Annotated in this window: 20 protein-coding genes and 1 pseudogene; 14 read left to right on the plus strand and 7 right to left on the minus strand. The window is 64.9% G+C overall.

Features of this window, described 5'->3' with window-relative positions; genetic code table 11:
* The first annotated feature begins 8 nt into the window (after positions 1-8).
* Positions 9-2,870, plus strand: coding sequence for a leucine--tRNA ligase (leuS, locus tag ACT3SZ_RS03975; RefSeq protein WP_444616866.1), 2,862 nt, complete (start codon positions 9-11; stop codon positions 2,868-2,870).
* Positions 2,871-4,884: 2,014 nt separating this feature from the next.
* A pseudogene (locus tag ACT3SZ_RS03980) lies at positions 4,885-5,199 on the plus strand (IS30 family transposase); the annotation flags it as partial.
* A 112-nt stretch (positions 5,200-5,311) separates the two neighbouring features.
* On the opposite strand, the gene ACT3SZ_RS03985 reads toward ACT3SZ_RS03980, so the two are convergent.
* From ACT3SZ_RS03985 to ACT3SZ_RS04000, 4 genes are all read right to left on the minus strand, one after another.
* Entirely contained in the window at positions 5,312-5,674 is a 363-nt protein-coding gene (locus tag ACT3SZ_RS03985) for a hypothetical protein (RefSeq protein ID WP_444616868.1), read from the minus strand.
* Between the two features lie 38 nt (positions 5,675-5,712).
* Positions 5,713-6,669: a universal stress protein gene (locus ACT3SZ_RS03990; protein WP_444616870.1), complete on the minus strand. Its 957-nt coding sequence runs from the start codon at positions 6,667-6,669 to the stop codon at positions 5,713-5,715.
* Between the two features lie 3 nt (positions 6,670-6,672).
* A complete protein-coding gene (locus ACT3SZ_RS03995) occupies positions 6,673-7,125 on the minus strand; it encodes a MarR family winged helix-turn-helix transcriptional regulator (RefSeq protein WP_444616872.1) in 453 nt (150 codons plus the stop codon).
* A 127-nt stretch (positions 7,126-7,252) separates the two neighbouring features.
* Positions 7,253-8,359, minus strand: coding sequence for an inositol-3-phosphate synthase (locus tag ACT3SZ_RS04000; protein WP_444616874.1), 1,107 nt, complete (start codon positions 8,357-8,359; stop codon positions 7,253-7,255).
* 143 nt (positions 8,360-8,502) lie between these two features.
* On the opposite strand from ACT3SZ_RS04000, the gene ACT3SZ_RS04005 reads away from it, so the two are divergent.
* The 7 genes from ACT3SZ_RS04005 to dnaB all read left to right on the plus strand — a co-directional run bounded on the left by ACT3SZ_RS04005 (position 8,503) and on the right by dnaB (position 15,140).
* On the plus strand, positions 8,503-8,967 hold the full coding sequence (locus ACT3SZ_RS04005; protein ID WP_444616875.1) for a DUF5318 family protein: 465 nt from the start codon (positions 8,503-8,505) through the stop codon (positions 8,965-8,967).
* Entirely contained in the window at positions 8,964-11,111 is a 2,148-nt protein-coding gene (locus ACT3SZ_RS04010; RefSeq protein ID WP_444616877.1) for a transglycosylase domain-containing protein, read from the plus strand. The genes ACT3SZ_RS04005 and ACT3SZ_RS04010 overlap by 4 nt, the downstream gene beginning before the upstream one ends.
* Positions 11,111-11,305 (plus strand): hypothetical protein, encoded by a 195-nt coding sequence (locus ACT3SZ_RS04015; RefSeq protein ID WP_444616879.1) that lies wholly within the window; start codon positions 11,111-11,113, stop codon positions 11,303-11,305. Before ACT3SZ_RS04010 ends, ACT3SZ_RS04015 begins: the two co-directional genes overlap by 1 nt.
* A gap of 111 nt (positions 11,306-11,416) precedes the next feature.
* On the plus strand, positions 11,417-11,716 hold the full coding sequence (rpsF, locus tag ACT3SZ_RS04020) for a 30S ribosomal protein S6 (RefSeq protein ID WP_301442409.1): 300 nt from the start codon (positions 11,417-11,419) through the stop codon (positions 11,714-11,716).
* A gap of 69 nt (positions 11,717-11,785) precedes the next feature.
* Positions 11,786-12,415 carry a single-stranded DNA-binding protein gene (locus ACT3SZ_RS04025; protein ID WP_444616881.1) on the plus strand — a complete coding sequence of 210 codons (630 nt, stop codon included), beginning with the start codon at positions 11,786-11,788 and terminating at the stop codon, positions 12,413-12,415.
* 63 nt (positions 12,416-12,478) lie between these two features.
* Complete coding sequence (rplI, locus tag ACT3SZ_RS04030) at positions 12,479-12,934, plus strand: 50S ribosomal protein L9 (protein ID WP_444616883.1); 456 nt, start codon at positions 12,479-12,481, stop codon at positions 12,932-12,934.
* Positions 12,935-13,604: 670 nt separating this feature from the next.
* Complete coding sequence (dnaB, locus tag ACT3SZ_RS04035) at positions 13,605-15,140, plus strand: replicative DNA helicase (protein WP_444616884.1); 1,536 nt, start codon at positions 13,605-13,607, stop codon at positions 15,138-15,140.
* A 19-nt stretch (positions 15,141-15,159) separates the two neighbouring features.
* Here dnaB and ACT3SZ_RS04040 read toward each other — a convergent pair whose 3' ends face one another.
* A complete protein-coding gene (locus ACT3SZ_RS04040; RefSeq protein ID WP_444616885.1) occupies positions 15,160-15,633 on the minus strand; it encodes a MarR family winged helix-turn-helix transcriptional regulator in 474 nt (157 codons plus the stop codon).
* A gap of 96 nt (positions 15,634-15,729) precedes the next feature.
* Here ACT3SZ_RS04040 and ACT3SZ_RS04045 point away from each other — a divergent pair, with 96 nt between their 5' ends.
* From ACT3SZ_RS04045 to ACT3SZ_RS04055, 3 genes are read left to right on the plus strand one after another with little or no spacing between them, the layout of a single operon-like run.
* Positions 15,730-16,275, plus strand: coding sequence for a YceI family protein (locus tag ACT3SZ_RS04045; RefSeq protein WP_444616887.1), 546 nt, complete (start codon positions 15,730-15,732; stop codon positions 16,273-16,275).
* Positions 16,276-16,315: 40 nt separating this feature from the next.
* Positions 16,316-16,768, plus strand: coding sequence for a FluC/FEX family fluoride channel (locus ACT3SZ_RS04050; RefSeq protein ID WP_444616889.1), 453 nt, complete (start codon positions 16,316-16,318; stop codon positions 16,766-16,768).
* Complete coding sequence (locus tag ACT3SZ_RS04055; protein ID WP_444616891.1) at positions 16,765-17,139, plus strand: fluoride efflux transporter FluC; 375 nt, start codon at positions 16,765-16,767, stop codon at positions 17,137-17,139. The genes ACT3SZ_RS04050 and ACT3SZ_RS04055 overlap by 4 nt, the downstream gene beginning before the upstream one ends.
* On the opposite strand, the gene ACT3SZ_RS04060 is transcribed toward ACT3SZ_RS04055, so the two are convergent.
* Positions 17,140-17,631: a hotdog fold domain-containing protein gene (locus ACT3SZ_RS04060; RefSeq protein WP_444616893.1), complete on the minus strand. Its 492-nt coding sequence runs from the start codon at positions 17,629-17,631 to the stop codon at positions 17,140-17,142.
* Positions 17,632-17,826: 195 nt separating this feature from the next.
* Between ACT3SZ_RS04060 and trxA the strand changes: the two genes are divergently transcribed.
* The gene (gene trxA / locus ACT3SZ_RS04065; protein WP_444616895.1) at positions 17,827-18,195 is read left to right on the plus strand and encodes a thioredoxin; all 369 of its coding nucleotides are present in this window, start codon (positions 17,827-17,829) and stop codon (positions 18,193-18,195) included.
* Here the strand turns inward: trxA and ACT3SZ_RS04070 are convergent, their stop codons facing one another.
* Positions 18,196-19,269 (minus strand): NAD(P)-dependent alcohol dehydrogenase, encoded by a 1,074-nt coding sequence (locus ACT3SZ_RS04070; RefSeq protein WP_444616897.1) that lies wholly within the window; start codon positions 19,267-19,269, stop codon positions 18,196-18,198.
* Positions 19,270-19,393: 124 nt separating this feature from the next.
* Here ACT3SZ_RS04070 and ACT3SZ_RS04075 point away from each other — a divergent pair, with 124 nt between their 5' ends.
* Complete coding sequence (locus ACT3SZ_RS04075; RefSeq protein ID WP_444616899.1) at positions 19,394-20,257, plus strand: PspA/IM30 family protein; 864 nt, start codon at positions 19,394-19,396, stop codon at positions 20,255-20,257.
* The last annotated feature ends 101 nt before the right edge of the window (positions 20,258-20,358 follow it).

Below are 20,358 nucleotides of genomic sequence, written 5' to 3' on the forward strand. Positions count from 1 at the left end.
GACTGGACATGACTAACTCCAGCGAGTCCACCTCCCACCGATACACCCCGCAACTCGCCGGCGACATCGAAAGTCGCTGGCAGGGGTACTGGCGGGACAACGGCACCTTCAACGCGCCGAACCCGGTAGGCGACCTCGCTGAGGAGGGCGCCGACCTGCAGGGATCCGAGAAGCTCTTCGTCCAGGACATGTTCCCCTACCCCTCCGGCGTGGGCCTGCACGTCGGCCACCCGCTGGGCTACATCGCCACCGACGTCTACGCCCGGTTCAACCGGATGCTCGGACGCAACGTGCTGCACACCCTCGGCTACGACGCCTTCGGCCTGCCCGCCGAGCAGTACGCCGTGCAGACCGGCACGCACCCGCGCACCACCACCAGCGCGAACATCGACAACATGGAGCGTCAGCTGGGACGCCTCGGGCTGGGCCATGACCGCCGCCGCGTGGTCGCCACCACCGACACCGACTTCTACCGCTGGACTCAGTGGATCTTCCTGCAGATCTACAACTCCTGGTTCGACGTGGAGGCCCAGAAGGCCCGCCCCATCAGCGAACTCGAGGCGAAGCTCGCCGCCGAGCGCGACGACTGGGCCGACCTGGACGCCGCCGCGCAGCAGGCCGAACTCGACGCACACCGCCTGGTGTACCGCTCCAACTCCACCGTGAACTGGTGCCCCGGGCTGGGCACCGTGCTCGCCAACGAGGAGGTCACCGCCGACGGACGCTCCGAGCGCGGCAACTTCCCCGTCTTCCGCAAGCGCCTGTCGCAGTGGATGATGCGCATCACCGCCTACTCCGACCGCCTGCTCGACGACCTCGAGGACCTGGACTGGCCCGACAAGGTCAAGTCCATGCAGCGCAACTGGATCGGACGCTCCCGCGGCGCCGAGGTGGACTTCGCCGTCTCCCTGGCCGGACCGAAGTCCGAGGCCCGGATCCGCGTGTTCACCACCCGCCCCGACACGCTCTTCGGTGCGTCCTACATGGTGCTCGCCCCCGAGCACGAGCTCGTCGACGCGCTCGTCGCCGGTGCGTCCTACGCCGACGACGTCGACCCGCGCTGGACGTACGGCGCGGCGACGCCGGCGGACGCCGTGGCGTCCTACCGGTCCGCGATCGCGGCCAAGACCGACCTGGAACGCCAGGAGAACAAGGAGAAGACCGGCGTCTTCACCGGTGCCTACGCCACAAACCCGGTCAACGGCGCGCAGGTACCCGTGTTCATCGCCGACTACGTGCTCACCGGCTACGGTACCGGCGCGATCATGGCCGTGCCCGGTCACGATGAGCGCGACCACGAGTTCGCCACCGTCTTCGGCCTGCCCATCACCGAGGTCGTCTCCGGCGGGGAGGTCCCCGTCACCGAGGCCGCCTACACCGGCGACGGCACGCTGGTGAACTCCGCCAACGACGACGGCCTCGACCTCAACGGCCAGGACAAGGCCGCCGCCATCGAGACCACCATCGAGTGGCTCGCCGGCCGGGGCCTCGGCGAAGAGAAGATCCAGTACAAACTGCGCGACTGGCTCTTCGCCCGCCAGCGCTACTGGGGCGAGCCCTTCCCCGTCGTCTACGACGCCGACGGAGTCGCCCACGCGCTGCCCGAGTCCATGCTGCCCGTCGAGCTGCCCGAGGTCGAGGACTACAAGCCCGTCAGCTTCGACCCCGACGACGCCTCCTCCGAGCCGCAGCCGCCGCTGGCCAAGGCCAAGGAATGGGTCGAGGTCACCCTGGACCTCGGCGACGGCGAGCAGACCTACTGGCGCGACACCAACGTGATGCCCCAGTGGGCCGGATCCTCCTGGTACCAGCTGCGCTACATCGACCCGACGAACTCCGAGGCGCTCGTCGACATCGACAACGAGCGCTATTGGACGGGCCCGCGCGAGGGCGCGCCGTCCGGCGGCGTGGACCTCTACGTCGGCGGTGTCGAGCACGCCGTGCTGCACCTGCTCTACAGCCGCTTCTGGCACAAGGTGCTCTTCGACCTGGGTCATGTCTCGTCCTACGAGCCCTACCACCGCCTCTACAACCAGGGCTACATCCAGGCCTACGCCTACACCGACGCCCGCGGCGTGTACGTGCCCGCCGACGAGGTCGAGGAGAAGGACGGCACGTTCTACTTCAACGGCGAGGAGGTCACCCAGGAGTACGGCAAGATGGGCAAGTCCCTGAAGAACGCCGTCTCCCCCGACGAGATCTGCGACAACTACGGCGCCGACACCCTGCGCGTCTACGAGATGTCGATGGGGCCCCTGGACACTTCCCGCCCCTGGGCGACGAAGGACGTCGTCGGTGCGCAGCGCTTCCTGCAGCGCGCCTGGCGACTCGTGGTCGACGAGGCTACCGGCGAGCCTGCGGTGGCCGGGGTGGCCGGTGATTCCGCCGCCCTGACCGACGACGATCAGCGTGCCCTGCACCGCACCGTCGCCGGTGTGCACGACGACTACGCCAACCTGCGCGACAACACCGCCGTCGCCAAACTCATCGAGTACGTCAACCACCTGACCAAGGCCTACACCGGGGCATCCGTCCCGCGGGCCGCCGTGGAACCGCTGGTGCTGATGATGGCGCCGGTGGCCCCGCACATCGCCGAGGAGATGTGGTCCCGGCTGGGCCACTCCACCTCCCTGTCGCACGCGGACTTCCCGTCCTGGGACGAGGCGTGGCTCGTGGACGACACCGTGGAGCTGCCCGTGCAGGTCATGGGCAAGGTCCGCGGCCGGGTGACCGTGGCCGCCGACGCCTCCCGCGAGGACGTGGAGGCCGCCGCGCTGGCGGAACCCAACGTCGCCTCCCACGTGGAGGGCAAGACCGTGGCGAAGATCATCGTGGTGCCGGGCAAGATGGTGAACATCGTGGCGAAGTAGGGCTGCTGCCCCGGGGGTTGGGGGGCTCGGGGCGGGGTTTCCCGGGGGCGATGCAGGTGAGGATGCAGAATAGTCGCCCTCCCTGCTTGGGTTCCAGTGGTCGTTGCAACACCCCTGACCTGTTCAGGAGTGAGCAGTGCCCGCACCGACCCCACCTCCAACCGCCCCGCCGACCCGGCGAGCCAGCCCCGCCGAGAGTGCCCGGGACTTCATCGCCTTCATCCCCGCCCAGTGTCGACGGTCAACCTGTGGCTGACCCGACATGGCCTGCACGTCCACCGGCGTCACTCCAACCACCTGGTCCGCAGGCTGGCACTGACCCTGGTCGCAGCCGGGATGACCCAAATCGAAGTGGCGAAGCTGGCGGACGTAACCCGACACTCGATACACAACTGGTCGCGTCGTTATCCGCTACCGGCTCTAGCACCTGGTGAGAGCTATGACGCGCCGACAATCAGCTTCTACCGAGCCCTGCTATCTGGGGCGACCCCCCCTTGCAGGCGCAGGCGGTGGCGCACTTGCCGGCATGGGAACATACGCGTTGATTGGCGCAGGTACTGCAGTTGCCGGCCTTACCGCCCCAGCATGGGGCACCGCCGCTGCAGTTGCAGTAGTCTCCACCGGAGCGAGCTGGGCTGTCACAGAAGGAGCTAAAAATATATGGGATTGGTTCGCTGACTAATCATGACTACACTACAAGACGTTATAAACACCAACAATGGTGCCATTCAACAATGGGACGGATATTCACCTACAGTCTTTCCTATAGCGTCCGCGCCTCCAGCGAACTGGACGAAGGTAGAATCATCCAGTTTGCCGCAAGAGGATTGCTATATACATAAGGAAGGGGGAAAGATTGATGGAATTAATACGATGACAAGCGGGTCGATATTCGGAATCATTCCACTGTCTCGGTACCTCAAAGAGGTAACAACCTTTGACGACAACAGACTGCAGCAAGGTGCGCCACGTTGGACCCAGTGGTCGACAGTTAGCCACTCGAAGTACGCTATTGTCGAGTTTGAACTAGGCCCAGAAGAGTACGACTATATGGGAAGGGTGGAGTACTCTTGGGGTCGAGACGAAGAATTACACACGGACTATGTGCTTTTAAATTCTTATGTCTTCCATAGGCGGTTGGCCGGGGATGGGGTGCGATGATGGGCCCCATATCGAGTCGAGTTAAGCCAATGCGCAACATGGTATTCAAATTGCCAATGAGGGCTGTGGGCATTTCTGGCGTAATATTATTTGCAGCATATATATTCAACTCTGGGACAAATCAAGATGGCCGTGTATTGGCAATAGTCTGCCTGTACTTTTTTATCTTTGGCGTTGTGCTTTGTCCGGCGGTACTCATTCCGGACCTGTGCCCATTCTCTTTGGTCACCGAAAAACGAACCGATTCTGGGTCGTTAATATTAAAAGGATACTTGTTCTACGCGTTTTCACTTTGGATGGTTATTCTAGAGGCGGTCATTTTACTGCCGATTGTTGCATATGACACACTCGCCGATCACTGGAGATATCGACTGATAGTATGCTCTATAGTGTATATCCCGGTAGCGGGATACGTATCACTTCTTCTCATTAAGGGGCGATTGATTCCCGCAAAACTTACTATAGAAAACGGCGAGATTTCTATAGAATCTGGAATTACTCGCAGAATCTCAATAGATGATATTTCAATGATCGGCGTACGCGACACATTAACAAAGCCGGAGATATGTATCGAGTCCTCTAGGGAGTCGAAGCAAGGATTATCCGCCGCCGGGTTTTCCCCATTTCTTCCCATGGGGACGACAAAGATGGCGAATCTACTATCAAGCGAACTAGACTCGCCAATACACCGTTTAAATAAAGGTATTTAATTCAGGGCGCGGTGCTTAATCCGAAGAGCCTCGCCTATCAATTTCTCGGTAAGGCGCCGGTGGAGGGCCCTAAACTCGAGGAGAACACCGCGGGTCGTGGTGGCCCCGGTAAGCACACCGGTGTCGGGGCAACCGGGGGTCGGCCCCATCAGGTTGGCTTGTCGGTGACGTGGGATCAAGGCACGGAGATGTCATTGCATAAGGAGATCAGCATCGCGGCGGATCTGGATGTGTACTTCTGTGATCCGCATTCGCCGTGGCAGCGCGGGCCTAATGAGAACACCAACGGCTTGTTGCGCCAGTACTTCCCGAAATCGACGGATCTGTCGGTTCACGGACTCGATCGGTTGAGGGACGTGGAGAGGATGATGAACAACCGGCCGTGCAAAGCGCTTGGGTGGGCTAGCCCCGCCGAGGCGATGTGGGCCGAGCTCGACGATATACTTGGTGATGCTTAAGGAGATCCGCTACCCGTGAGGGTGGTGCGCCGATCGCTAGAATCCGCCCAGGTAGGGAATCGGGTCGATTCGCTACCTGGGAGGGCGACTATTTTGATTCCGGGGCGGCGGCTCAGTGGTTGGTGATGAGGGGAACCGGGAGCGTGGTGAAGATGATGAGGAAGAACGGGATCAACCACCACAAGGTGCCCATGAACGGCTGCCACCACTGGTAGCGGCGCCACTTGCGCAGCACCACCAGCCCGGCGACGACGGGGCCGAAGAGGGCGATGATGGTGGGGATGATCCGGGCGGCGGTGTCCCCCACTGTCTGGTCGAGGATGATCCAGGCGAGGATGGTGACCACCGGGAAAGCGATCGCCAGCTGCCAGGCCTGCTTGACCGACGTGCGCCGGTCCAGGTCCTCGAGGTGGTCGAGGGGATCCTGCGGTGCGGGGTTGCCGGGGCGTTCGGGGTTACTGTGCTCAGCGGACATGATGCCCCCAAGTCTAGTACCCACGGCCCCGGATTCTGTCAGACGGGACTGACCAGCACCGGAGCGGGCGAGTTCGCCAGCAACTGGTTGGTCGACGGCCCGATGAAGACTCGGTTGAAGGCACCGAGCACGGAGGAACCGACCGCCAGGATCTCGCCCTTCTTCCAGTGGACGTCGTCCATCGCGCCGCTCCAGCCGGTCCCGGAGCCGACCTCCACCGAGACCCGCAGGTCGGGGTGGCGCTCCTCGGCACGTTCGCGGCCGCGCTCCAGGATGTCGAGCGCCTGGTTGCGCCATCGTTCATCCGCTTCGGCGGCGTCCGGGAACGGGGTGAGCGTGGGGTACATCGATGCGCCGGTAGGACTGAAGGCAACCAGACGCAGCGGCACGCCCCACCGGGAAGCGAGGTCGGCGGCCTTGCGCAGTGCCTGGTGGGATTGCTCGTTGTCCACGTAGGCACAGCTGACACGGGTGACACCGTGCTTCGACAGGGTCGGGGTGCGCGGCACGGTAACCACCGGCAACGGGGCGCAGTGCAGCAGCGCGTCCGTCGTGGAACCGGCGCGGAACCGTCCGACGGGGCCGCCGGAGGTGCCGTAGCGTGATCCGACGACGATGAGGTCGGCGCTGAACTCCTCCGCGGAACGGATCAGCGCGGTGGTCTCGGAGTGGCTGTGAAGCAGCTCATCACTGTCGTCGATCATCGACTCCGGGACACCGGCCTCGGTGAGGGCGGTGCGGGCTGCCGCATGGCAGGCGGTGGACTCCGCCGCCGCCCATTCCTCGAACCGGCGAACGGCGTCGGCGTCCGCAGCGTCCACCCGGTCGACCCCTTCGGGCCAGATCCGGGGGATCACCGTCACCGGCTTTACGCTGATCTCGGCGGTGCGGGACAGCCAGGAGACGAAAGAGGCGGTGTCGGTACCGGTACTGGTGGAGTCACCGACGGGGTCGCCGTCCGGCCGCCAGGCCAGCAGCACGCGCAGCGGATCCACCGACTACTTCTCCCCCATGCGACGGGAGTCGAAGACCTCCATGCCAGCCTCCAGCGTGGGGATGAAGTCCTCCACACGCTCCAGCTGGTCGGGCTCGAGGACCGAGAGGATGTTCGCCATCTGCTTGTCCCGCTCGTCGCCGATGCGGGTCAACTCGGTGCGGCCGAGGTCCGTGAGCTTCACGCGCACGCCGCGGCGGTCGCTCACGTCGCGGACGCGGGACACCAGGCCCAGCGATTCGAGATGATTGATCGCGTTGGATGCGGTGGGCATGCGGATCGACTCCAGGTCGGCGATCTGACTGATGCGCAGGGCGCCGTGAGTCTGGAGGTTCATCATGATGGAGAGCTGCGCGGTGCTGATGCTGGACTGCGTCGTCTGGCGGAAGTACAGGAGGTACATTCGGGTGACGACGGGCCGCAGGCGCTTCGCGACTTCAGACGGGGTAGCGGTCATGACACCAACCTACCGTGCTTTGCCACCGAAAGGTATACTGCTACCACCTTTAGGTTTGTGAACTTCCTTGACATGATCGCCTCCGGGCAGGTCAGGTGGGGTGTCGGGGCCCCCTAAAATGGTGTGGTCACCCCTGCGAGATGAAGGTCTCGAGGTCCGCACGGCCCCGGTCGTCGGGTTGCTGGATGCGCGGGGACTTCATCAGGTAGGTCGATGCGGGGTCGACCGGCCCGCCCAGCCCGCGGTCCTTGGCGATCTTGGCGGCGCGCACGGCATCGATGATGATGCCGGCAGAGTTCGGGGAGTCCCAGACCTCCAGCTTGTACTCCAGGCTGATCGGCGCATTGCCGAAGGCGCGGCCCTCCAGGCGGATGAATGCCCACTTGCGGTCGTCGAGCCACTGGACGTAGTCGGACGGGCCGATGTGCACATTGCGGTCGTCGGTCTTGCCGGCGAGGGCGCCGGTGAGGTTCGAGGTCACCGCCTGGGTCTTGGACACCTTCTTGGACTCGAGCCGGTCGCGTTCGAGCATGTTCTTGAAGTCCATGTTGCCGCCGACGTTGAGTTGGTAGGTGCGGTCGACGGTCACGCCGCGCTCCTCGAAGAGGCGGGCCAGGACACGGTGGGTGATCGTCGCGCCGACCTGGCTCTTGATGTCGTCGCCGACGATCGGGACGCCGGCGTCCTCGAACTTCTTCGCCCACTCCGGGTCGCTGGCGATGAAGACCGGCAGGGCGTTGACGAAGGCGACGCCGGCGTCGATGGCGCACTGGGCGTAGAACTTGTCGGCCTCGTCGGAGCCGACGGGCAGGTAGGACACGAGGACGTCCGCGCCGGTCTCGCGCAGGTGGGCGACGACCTCGTCGTGGGTGGCGTCCGGCTCGGTGGATTCCTCGATGGTCTCGCGGTAGTACTTGCCGAGGCCGTCGGCGGTGTGGCCGCGGCTTACGGTGATGCCCAGGTCCGGCAGGTCGCAGATCTTGATGGTGCAGTTCTGGCCGGACTCGGTGGCCGCGGCGACGTCCTTGCCGACCTTGTCGGCGTCCACGTCGTAGGCGGCGACGAGTTCGATGTCGCGCACGTGGTAGTCGCCGAAGCGGACGTGCATGAGGCCGGGGACGGTGTCGTCGTCGGGAGTGTCCTTGTAGAACTCCAGGCCCTGGAGCAGGGATGTTGCGCAGTTGCCGATGCCGGCGATGGCCAGCTTGATGGTGTTGGTGTCCTGAGAACTCATGGGTCCGGACGTTAGCCCTGCCGCTCGGGAAAAACACTGCCTGACGTGGGGTGAAGTGGTACTTGACCGGTCAACACCGGGTCTTGACCGATTCACCGCTTCCGGTTCGCCATGTCCGGGGCGCGGGATAGGATGGCCGCATCATGTCGACCACCGTGCAACCCGTCCACACCGTCTCCCACGACCTCGACCGCCGTAGGACGCTCCGCTCCCTGCGTCGCGGCGAACGTCGCCGCGCGGACGTCTGCGACGCCGACCGCGGCCTGCGGTCGTCCGCCGAGGTCCTCGGCGTGCGCGCCGGCCGGCCCTGCCCGGTCTGCGGGGCGGAGGATCTGCGCGAGAGCATGTGGGTCCACGGTGCGGCAATGGGGGAAAAGTCCGGAACGGCGCGTAGTCTTTCGGAGATCAGCGCTATCCTCGCTACCCTGTTTCCTGACGGCGTCGCGCGGTCTGCTAAGGACCACGGCGACGCGGACCCTGCCGGAGGATCCGGGAGCGGGGTGGCTGTCCACACGGTGGAGGTCTGCCTGCGCTGCGGATGGAACCATCTGATCAGGGAAGACATGTACGGTGCCGGTAATTCCAGTACGGAGAGAACAGCCACGTGACTAACGACTCGACCAACTCCAACGACTCCACGAAGCGTCAGCGCACCCGCACGCGCAAGCCGGTGTGGGGCCGTCTTTTCGCTTCCGTGGCGGCAGTCCTGGCCGTGCTCATCGTGATACCGCTGGTGACGTTCTTCGCCGCCTACTCGGTGACGAAGGTGCCGCAGCCGGAAGAACTGGTGAACAACCAGATCTCCCAGATCTTCGCCAACGACGGGACCACCGAGCTCGCTCGTATCGTCCCGCCGGAGGGCAACCGCCAGAACGTGGACATCGAGGAGATCCCGGAGCACGTGCGGGACGCCGTCCTCGCCGCGGAGGACCGCGACTTCTACGACAACCCCGGGTTCTCCGTCACCGGTTTCGGACGCGCCGCGCTCGGCCAGCTCACCGGTGAGGACGCCGGCGGCGGTTCGACCATCACCCAGCAGTACGTGAAGAACGCCGTCGTCGGCGACGAGCGCAGCCTGGTCCGTAAGGGCAAGGAGCTGGTGATCTCGTCGAAGATGTCGCGGGAATGGTCGAAGGACGAGATCCTCGAGGCCTACCTCAACACCATCTACTTCGGACGTAACGCCTACGGCATTTCGGCGGCGTCGCGCGCCTACTTCAACAAGCCGATCCAGGAGCTCAGCCCCTCGGAGGGCGCGGTGCTCGCCGCGTCGATTCAGCGACCCAGCCAGCTCGACCCGTGGACGAACCGTCCCGAGGCCGAGGAGCGGTGGAACTACGTCGCCGATGGCCTGCTCAACATGAACACGATCTCCCAGCAAGAACGCGATGAGATGGTCTACCCCGAGGTCATCGACCCCGCCCAGGTGGATTCCGGATCCGTGGCGGAGGGTACCAACGGTCTGATCAAGAGCCAGGTGCTCGCCGAGCTCAACGCCAACGGCATCACCGAGGAGGCCGTGAACACCGGCGGCCTGAAGATCACCACCACCATCGACGCCGATCACCAGCGCGCCATGGTGGAGAACGTGCACTCCGTGATGGAGTCGCAGGCGGACACCGTGCGCTCGGCGGGTGTGTCGGTCGACCCCAACACCGGTGGGGTGCGCGCCTACTACGGCGGCGATGATCCCACGGGCCTCGACTGGGCGAACGCCGGGTTGCAGACCGGTTCGACCTTCAAGATCTTCACCATGGCCGCCGCGGTCGAGCAGGGCATTCCCACCTCGACGAACTACGACTCCTCCCCCGTCACCACCGGTGCGACCGAGGTGAACAACGTGGAGGGTGCGTCCTGCGGTAGCTGCTCGATGGCCGAGGCCCTCAAGCGCTCGCTGAATACGTCCTTCATCCGCGTGGCGCGCGACCTGAACAACGGCCCGCAGGACGTCGCCGACATGGCGCACCGCCTCGGCGTTGCCGAGGAACTGCCGGGTATCGGCGAGACCCTGCGCGAGGACGGCGGTACCCCCTACGAGGGCATCACCCTGGGCCAGTACCAGTCCCGCCCGATCGACATGGCGTCCGCGCTGGCGACCCTGACCAACCACGGTCAGTACATCCCGGCCCACTTCGTCTGGAAGGTCGAGACCTCCGAGGACGAGATGTTGCTGGACAACACCAACATGGAGTCCACGCAGGTCGTTCAGCCCGAGGTGGCTGACGAGGTGATCGCGGCCATGGGCCCGATCGCCGCCTACTCCAACAACCACTCGCTGGCGAGTGGACGCCCCAGCGCCGCGAAGACCGGTACCGCCCAGTTGGGTGACACCGGGCAGAACAAGGACGCCTGGATGATCGGCTCGACGCCGCAGCTGGCGACGGCCGTGTGGATCGGCGACACCGACGGCCAGCCGCTGGTCGATGCGCGCTATGGCGGCTCGATGTACGGCTCACAGTCGCCGTCGGACATCTGGCAGGGCTACATGGACGAGGCGCTCGTCAATGACCCGATCGAGCAGTTCAGCGGCTCTGTCCCGGTGGTCCAGGATCCGCAGGCCGGTTCCTCGGGAACGGGTGGAGGCGAGTCGTCCGCCGGTGACGAGGCCTCCGCCGGCACCGGTGGCGACGACGATGACTCCGACGCTGATTCGGCCGACACCGCACCGGACACCGGCGACGACACAGGCAATGGCGGCGGTCAGGACACCGACATCGGCCGGATGATCGACGACTTCCTCAATAACCTCTGATGTCCAGTACAGAGCTGCTGGTCACGATGGGCAGCGTCTTCATCGGATTCCTCCTGTTCGGCGGTTCCTTCGCCAGCTTCATGGCGAAACGCCGTCCGGCGGTGGTGTGGGGGTTGTTCGGTGCCGCGATCGTGTTCATCACCCTGATTCCCGTGTTGATCGCCGTGTTCTGGGCTACCGCGGGCCCCGCCTGACTTGGGTGAATGGGGTGTGGCGTGTATCCTGATCAGGTTGCTGACGCAACGAACCCTCCTGCCGCATCCATTCCCGGATACGGCCGAAAAAACACTAGACCACAGGAGGTGATGAGGTCCGTGCGTCAATACGAGATGATGATTATCATCGACCCGTCACAGGATGAGCGCACCGTTTCCCCGTCCCTGGACAAGTTCCTCGAGACGGTCCGCAAGGAAAACGGTACGGTCGACAAGGTTGATATCTGGGGCAAGCGTCGCCTGGAGTACCCGATCAACAAGCAGGAAGAGGGCATCTACGCTGTCGTCGACCTGAACTGTGAGTCGGCCACCGTCCAGGAGCTCGACCGCGTTCTGAACCTGAACGAGATCATCATGCGCACGAAGGTGCTGCGCAAGGACGCCAAGTAGGCGTCTTCACGACATCTGCATCAACGTCGAACCGACACCGACTGATACTGACTGACAGGAGAAACTGACATGGCACAGGGAGACACCCCGATCACCGTCGTCGGAAATCTCGTCGCGGATCCCGAGCTGAGGTACACCCCCAGCGGTTCCGCCGTCGCGAACTTCCGAGTGGCCTCCACGCCGCGCCGGTATGATTCCCAGTCGAACCAGTGGGTGGACGGCGAAGCGCTGTTCCTCCAATGCAACGTGTGGCGCCAGGCGGCCGAGAACGTGGCGAACTCGCTCACCAAGGGTGACCGGGTTATCGTCAATGGCCGTCTGCGGCAGCGCTCCTATGAAACCCGCGAGGGCGAGAAGCGCACCGTGTTCGAGGTCGAGGCCGACGAGGTCGGTCCGTCCTTGAAGTACGCCACGACCCAGGTCACCAAGACCCCCCGTCAGGGTGGGAACTTCGGTGGCCAGCAGGCCCCGCAGGGCGGCGGCCAGGCCGGTAACCAGGGTGGCTTCGGTGGTAACCGTGGCCAGGGTGGTTTCGGTGGTCAGCAGGGAAATCAGGGTGGTCAATCCAACCAGGGCTTCAACGGTGGTAACACCGGTGGTCAGGGTGGGTTCGGCGGGCGTAACGCCGCGTCGGACGATGACCCGTGGAACTCCGCTCCGCAGTCCGGTTTCGATGGCGGCGACGAACCGCCGTTCTGATCTGTCGTGTGAGTCAACCCCAGATCCTCCGGGATCTACCGAAACCATGAAAGGCTACGGATCATGAAGCTGATCCTCACTGCCGCCGTCGACAACCTCGGTGTCCCTGGTGACATCGTCGAGGTCAAGGCCGGCTACGGACGCAACTTCCTGCTGCCGCGCGGCTACGCCATCACCGCCACCCGTGGCGCTGAGCGTCAGGTGGAGAACATCCGCCGTGCACAGCAGGACAAGGTCATCCGCGACTTCGACCACGCTCGCGAGGTCAAGGACGAGATCGATCGCCTGAACAACGTCACGGTCACCGTGCGCACCTCGGACAAGGGCAAGCTGTTCGGCTCTGTCACTGCCGAGGACGTCGCCGCCGCCGTGAAGGCTGCTGGCGGACGCGATCTGGACAAGCGCTCCATCGTCCTCGATCAGGGTGACGTCAAGGCGACCGGTTCCTACAACGTCGACGTGAAGCTGCACTCGCAGGTTGTCGCGTCACTGAACTTCAAGGTCGTCGCAGAGAAGTAGTTCTCCGCTCGCCATAGCGCTGCAGGAGCCCCGAGTGGACCTGTGGACACCCCCGGCCTAGACACCCGGGGCGTGCCGGCCTAGACAACCGGTTCGTGTCCACGATGTCCGTGATGCCCGGGCCTCCCCGCGACGTTGGCGACGAACGCCACCATCTGTAAGACAACAGCACAGCTCGACGGGCCCGCGCCCGGTCATGACGACCGGTCGACGGGCCCTTCGGCATGTCCGGGGGCGGTCAGTGGGCTGGGGTGTGCTGGGGCGTGTGCGCGTTGTGCACAGTGTTCCGCAGGCCTGTGGACAACTGTGGATAACTCCCCCGAAAAATCCGCTAAATATGTCTCTATCGACCCTCCCTCTGACCTCGTCTTTTGCTCAGGGGCGTGGTTCTGGCCTGCAACAACCGGAGTTGTCCACTGGACGTCGATGCCCATAATTCGGTCTAACACCTCTGTGACCAGCAAGGACGCAGATAATCCCAGGTCAGGGCGATCTTTGTCCACAAGTTGTCCACAGGCCGAACAGGCAGTTCGTCTCCAGCCACACATTCAGTGCACAAGTCATGCACACGTCCTGTGGATAACTCCCGCGCCAAGGGCTCTGTCGGCGTTGTGCACAGGCTGGAGAACGCCCTCGGGGAATACCGCCCCCAGGGGCTAGACTCTTGGGCATGAGTACACCGGAACGGGCACGGGACAGTTTCGCCGACGATGCAGGGGCCGTGCCGCTGCCGCCGGAGCCCGACCAGTGGGACGGGCCTCCGCCGCAGGACGCCCCAGGCGCAGCGCGCGGCGGAGCCTCGGGTGGCAGCCAGGGCGGGGGACAGGGCGGCTACCGCCGACGCGGCGGAGCGTCCAACGACGGAGGTGCCTTCGCAGAGCCGCGGCAGATGCCGCAGAACACTGAGGCGGAGATGGGCGTCCTCGGCGGCATGATGCTGAGCAAGGACGCCATCGCCGACGTCGTGGAGCGGCTGCGTCCGGACGACTTCTACCGGCCGGCCCACCGCACGATCTACGAGACGATGCTCGAGCTCTACGGAGAGGGCATGGAGGTCGACCCGGTGATCCTCGCCGGGCGTCTGGACAACAACGCCCTCCTGGACAGCGTGGGTGGGGCACCGTATCTCCACGAGTTGTCGTCGAAGGTGCCCACGGCGGCGAATGCGGGCTACTACGCCGACCTGGTCTCCGAGAAGGCCGTCCTGCGCCGTCTGGTGTCCGCCGGCACGCGGATCGTGCAGTTCGGCTACTCCGGCCTGGAGGGCAATGAGCTGGAGAGCGTGGTGGATCGCGCGCAGCAGGAGATGTTCAACATCACCAATGAGTCCGCTTCGGAGGACTACATGGTGCTCCAGGACCTGCTGGAGTCCACGATGGACGAGCTGGACGCCCTGGAGAGCGGGGACGGTCAGGGCGAAGGCGTGATGACCGGGTTCAGCGAGCTCGACGAGATGACCAATGGTCTGCGCGGCGGGCAGATGATCATCGTCGCGGCCCGTCCCGGTGTGGGCAAGTCCACCCTGGCCATGGACTTCATGCGCTCGGTGTCGGTCCAGCAGAACCGTGCCTCCGTGCTGTTCTCGCTGGAGATGAGCAAGTCCGAGGTGATGATGCGCGTATTCTCCGCGGAGGCCGAGGTGCCGTTGTCCGTGATGCGTGGCGGCAAGATGGTCGACTCGCAGTGGGACAAGCTGACCCAGCGGGTCACGGCGATCGAGAATGCCCCGATCTACATCGACGACTCGCCGAACCTCACGATGACGGAGATCCGGGCGAAGGCCCGCCGGCTCAAGCAGAAGCATGACCTGGGTCTTATCGTGGTCGACTACCTGCAGCTGATGAGTTCGGGCAAGAAGGTCGAGTCACGTCAGCAGGAGGTGTCAGAGTTCTCCCGTCAGCTCAAGCTGCTGGCCAAGGAGGTCGACGTCCCCCTGGTCGCGATCTCGCAGCTCAACCGTGGTGTTGAGTCCCGTGGCGACGACGCGCTACCGCGCGTGTCCGACCTGCGTGAGTCCGGTTCGCTGGAGCAGGACGCCGATATCGTCCTGCTGATCAACCGTCCGGACGCGCAGAACCGTGATCACGAGCGGGCCGGCGAGGCCGACCTGATCCTGGCGAAGCACCGCGGTGGCCCCATCGGCACCGTGCAGGTCGCCCACCAGCTGCACTACTCGAAGTTCTCGGACCTGAGCAGGGGAGTCTAGTAGGGGAGTCTAGGAGGGATTACTCCTCGAACTGCCTGGAGAGGGTGGTGAGGATGGCGTCCAGGTCAGCGGCCTGGCCGTCCTCGAGCACGTCGAACATGAGTCGGCGCACGGACGCCACATGGGAGGGGGCGGCGTCGCGGATCGTGGACAAGCCCTGGTCGGTGAGGACGACGAAGGCCCCGCGTCCGTCGGAGTTGCAGGTTTCTTTCGCCAGCAGGCTGCGTTTCATCATGCGGGTGATCTGATGGGACAGTCGCGAACGGTCCCAGGTCAGCCGGTCGGCGAGCACCGCCATACGCATCTTGTACTCGGGGGCCTCGGACAGGTTCACCAGAACCTCGTAGTCGGCCATGGACAGTCCGGTGTCGCGTTGCAGGTCGCGCGCCAGTGCGGAGTCCATGCGCCGTGCCACGGACAGCCACGAGCGCCACAGGTGCTGTTCGGACTCGGAGAGCCAGGGTGCTGTCGGTGCAGTCTTGCCGTTCGTCATGAGATCCATTGAACCACAACGCCTGGGTAGTTGACACATCAACTACATCGGCCTACGCTGGCGTTCGTAACGCACCCCACCAAGGAGAAAATCATCATGAGCAGCATCAACGACTTCGCCGGCAGCTACACCATCGACCCCGCACACTCCGAGATCGGCTTCATCGCCCGTCACGCAATGGTCACCAAGGTCCGCGGTTCCTTCACCGACTTCACCGGTACAGCCACCACGGACGAGGGTCTGGGCAACGCCTCGATCTCCGTGGAGATCCAGGCGGCTTCGCTGGACACCCGCAACGCCGACCGCGACGGCCACGTGAAGTCCGCCGACTTCTTCGACGTCGAGACCTACCCCACGATCACCTTCACCTCGACCGGGGTCGAGGCCAAGGGCGACGATCACCTCCTGGTCACCGGCGACCTCACCATCAAGGACGTCACCAAGTCGGTGACCGTGGACTTCGAGTTCGACGGCGAGGTCACCGATCCCTGGGGCAACAGCCGCGTGGGATTCGAGGGCTCCACCGAGATCAACCGCACCGACTTCGGCCTGACCTGGAACGCCCCGCTGAAGAGCGACGGCGTGCTGGTGTCCGAGAAGATCAAGCTGAACTTCGACATCTCGGCCACGAAGAACTCCTGACCGCCTGACGAATCGTCCGCGGTGGCCTAGCATCGCGGACATGACTTCTGTGACGTCTGGTCCTAGTACGGAGCACGGCGCGCGCGCCGCCGGTCTCCTCGTGTTCGCCGGGGGAGCGGCGGGCGCGTTCCTGCGCTGGACGTTCACCGTGGATACCGGCGTGGCCGGTTCCCTGTGGCCCCTCCTGGTCGTGAACCAGGTAGGGGCCTTCGCCATGGGCATGCTCGTCGGGGTGCTGCCGTTCGTCCGGGACGTCGGACGCAACGGTTCCCCGGGACGCCGCGCGCGCGTCCGACTCACCCTCGGCACGGGCCTGCTGGGCGGGTTCACGTCCTACTCGGCGATCGCCGCGGCGACCGTACAGGACGCCGGGGGCATGCTCGGGCCCGTCGTCTACCTTGTTGGCACGGTCGTTCTGGGGCTGCTGCTTGCACGCGCGGGGTTGTGGTGCGGCGAACGCCTGGTGCCCGGTGACGGGAGGGCGGCCGCATGACCGGCGAAGTGTCCCTCGTCGCGGCGCTGCTCGTCGCTCTCGGCGGCGGCTCCGGTGCGTGGCTGCGGTGGCGGTTGGACGCGGCAATCTCGCGTCGCTCCCGCAGCGACCTGCTTCTCGGGCTGTTGGTGATCAACACCGTGGGCTCGTTGGTGCTGGGCGCGCTCTACGGGCTCACGGACAGCTGGTGGCTGATCGCCCTGGTCGGGACGGGCCTGTGCGGTGGCTTCACCACCTTCTCCAGCGCCTCGGTGGACGCAGTGGGGTTGCTGCGTGGGGGCCGCGTGCTGCCGGGCGTCATCTCAGTGGTGGCCATGGCCGTGCTGGCCGTGGTGGCCTTCCTGCTCGGACACTGGCTTACGGACTGGTGATCAGCTCTTTTTCGCCGACAGCCACACGTCGATCTCGGCGTGCACGGGTTCATTGCCGGCATCGTCAATCAGGGCGATGTCCACGGTGACGAGCTGGCCGCCGGTCTCACGGGTGATCGTGGAGAAGTCCGGGAAGTCCGCGGTGGCGGTCACGGTGAGTCCGCCGGAGGACTTGGTGGGGTAGTCGGCGCGCATGCCGCGCGGCAGCCAGCGGTGCGTGGTGGGCACGCTGGACTCGCAGAGCATGCCCATCGCGGCCTCCGCCCCGTTGAGCGCGGCGATGACGTGGAAGGTGCCGATGTGGTTGCGCACGCCCCACCAGTCGCCGATGCGGACGACGGCACGCCCGGGCTCGGACACGCGGATGCGGGGGAAGACGGTCCGGAAGTACGGTGCCTTCAGGCTGAAGCCGAGGGAGAACAGGCCACGGGCCGGTGCGGTGCCGTTGAGCTTCTTCCACAGCTTGTAGGTGCCGGTGGGGTGAGTAGTCATGTTCCCAGACATTATCGGAACGCCTGGGCCGCCGCAGGCGGTTCAGCGGAGCCGTGACGTTGCGCCCCGGTCCCCGGTACCGTGGGGCGAGGAACCCCGCGGGGAATACGTCCGGCCGGACGTGACGTTGAACCCGGGGAGACAGACTCGACAACTGATCTAGAACAGATCCAGAACAGTGAGGAAGGTACGGCAATGGCCACCACCACGATCACCAGCGAGAACTTCCAGGACACCATCCAGGGCGACGGCATTGTGCTGCTCGATTTCTGGGCCGAATGGTGCGGTCCCTGCAAGCGTTTCGGGCCCGTCTACGAGAAGGTGTCCGAGGACTACCCGGACTACACCTTCGGAAAGATCGACACCGAGGCGAACCAGGACATCGCCGCCGCCCTGCAGATCCAGTCGATCCCCACGCTGATGGCGTTCCGCGACGGCATCCTGGTCTACCGCGAGGCCGGCGCGCTGCCGCCCAAGGCCCTCACCGACCTCATCGGCGAGGTCGAGGGCCTGGACATGGACGACGTGCGCAAGAAGGTCGCCGAGCAGCAGCAGAACGGCTAGCTAGATGGTGCGGGCGTCGATGACGGCGCGGTAGCGCACCTGTGACCCCAGGACGCGCCGGTAGGCTTCGTTGACGTTGTCGGCGGAGACCAGCTCGATGTCGGCGGTGATGCCGTGTTCGGCGCAGAAGTCGATCATCTCCTGGGTCTCGGAAATGCCGCCGATGTTCGAGCCGGCGACGCTGCGCCGCCGGCGAGCGAGCTGTCCGGTGCGAATGTTCATGCCCTCCGGGGGGAGACCGAGCATGACCAGAGTGCCGTCCACGGCGAGCATGCTGATGTAGCGGTGGATCGGCAGGACGGCGGAGACGGTGTTGAGGATCAGGTCGAACTCGTCGGCGTGGTCCTTGTGGAAGGTGTCGGCGGCATCGCCGCCGGTCGCAACGTAGGAGGACGCGCCGAACTTCAGGCCGTCCTCCTTCTTTGATAGGCCGTGGGAAAAGACGGTGACCTCGGCGCCGAGGGCGACGGCGATCTTCACGGCCACGTGGCCGAGTCCGCCCATGCCGACTACCGCAACGCGGGAGCCGGGGCCCACACCCCAGTGCTTCAGGGGGGAGTAGGTGGTGATTCCGGCGCAGAGCAGGGGAGTCATCGCGGCCATGGTGTCGCCGTCGATGCCGCCGGGGAGCTCGGGGATACGGATGAGGAAGTCCTCGCGGCACACGATGTGGGTGGAGTAGCCGCCCTGGGTGATGCTGCCGTCGTGCCGGTCGACACCGTTGTAGGTGCCGATCAGCCCCTCGAGGCAGTAGTTTTCCTCGCCGTCGGCGCAGGACGTGCACTCGCCGCAGGAGTCGACCATGCAGCCGATGCCGACGGTGTCGCCGACGGAGTACTTCGTGACGTCGGCACCGGTCTCCAGGACGGTGCCGATGATCTCGTGTCCCGGGGACAGGGGGAAGTTCTCGTGGGGCCAGTCGCCGTTGACGGTGTGGATGTCGGAGTGGCAGATGCCGGACCAGCGGATCTCGAGCAGGCAGTCGTCCGCGCGCAGGTCGCGGCGGGTGATGGTGCCCTTTGTGAGGTCGGCCCCGGCGGAGGTGGCTTCGATGCAGGCGGCGGTTGTAGTCATGTTCACCGATGGTAACCGTCCTACGGGACGGGCAGACGGAAAACCCTTTATGCTGGGGATGGACCGGACACGCGCCGTGCGAAGACAGTTTTAGACCGCGGAAGACAACGTTAGGAGTGCCGCCATGGCGAATCCCTTCTCGAAGGGTTGGAAGTACCTGATGCAGTCCCTCGACACCACTATCGAGGAGAACGCCGACCCGAAGGTTCAGATCCAGCAGGCTACCGAGGCGGCGAAGAAGCAGCACCGTGAGGTCACCGAGTCCGCCGCCCGGATCATCGGCAACCGCAACCAGTTGGAGATGACCCTGAATCGGCTGGTCAAGGACCAGGAGAAGCTGCAGAACAACGCGCGCACCGCCCTCCAGCAGGCTGATAAGGCCGCGTCGGAGGGGGACTCCGCCGCCGCCGGCGAGTACACCAATACCGCGGAGATCTTCGCTACCCAGCTCGTCACCGTGGAGCAGGAGATCGAGGACACCAAGACGATGCACGCCCAGGCCACCCAGGCCGCGGAGCAGGCACAGCAGCAGCAGAAGCAGTCCGAGGTCCGGCTCAAGGAGCAGATGGGCCAGATCGACCAGCTGCGCGCCCAGGTCGATCAGGCCAAGATGCAGGAGAGCTCCAACCAGGCGCTGGAGTCCATGCAGGGGATCCAGGCGGACGACAGTGTGCCTACCCTCGATAGCGTCCGCGACAAGATCGAGTCGCGCTACGCCAATGCGCTCGGTGCCCAGGAGCTCACCGAGAACAGTGTGCGCGGGCGCATGGCCGAGATCGAGACCAGCGGGCGTGACATGGCAGCGGCCTCGCGTCTGGAGCAGATCCGTGCGGAACTCGGCGGCGGGTCCGCCGGCGAGATCACCCCCGGTGAGGGGTCCGGCGCCGGGGACGCGAAGAGCATCGAGGACGCTGCGTCCGAGTCCTCCGACGAGCCTTCAGACGCGTCCGATGCCGAAGCTACGGACGGTTCTACGACCGACCGCTGACCGACCGCTGACCGACGTCATGTGTGGTCAGACCCAGGTTGCACGGGTCACCGACCCCCTCTAAGATGGCAGGGCTAGTGCACGGGCGCGGTGTATTTCGT

The organism is Corynebacterium sp. AOP40-9SA-29, assembly GCF_052377405.1.
In the GTDB taxonomy this organism is placed as follows: domain Bacteria; phylum Actinomycetota; class Actinomycetes; order Mycobacteriales; family Mycobacteriaceae; genus Corynebacterium.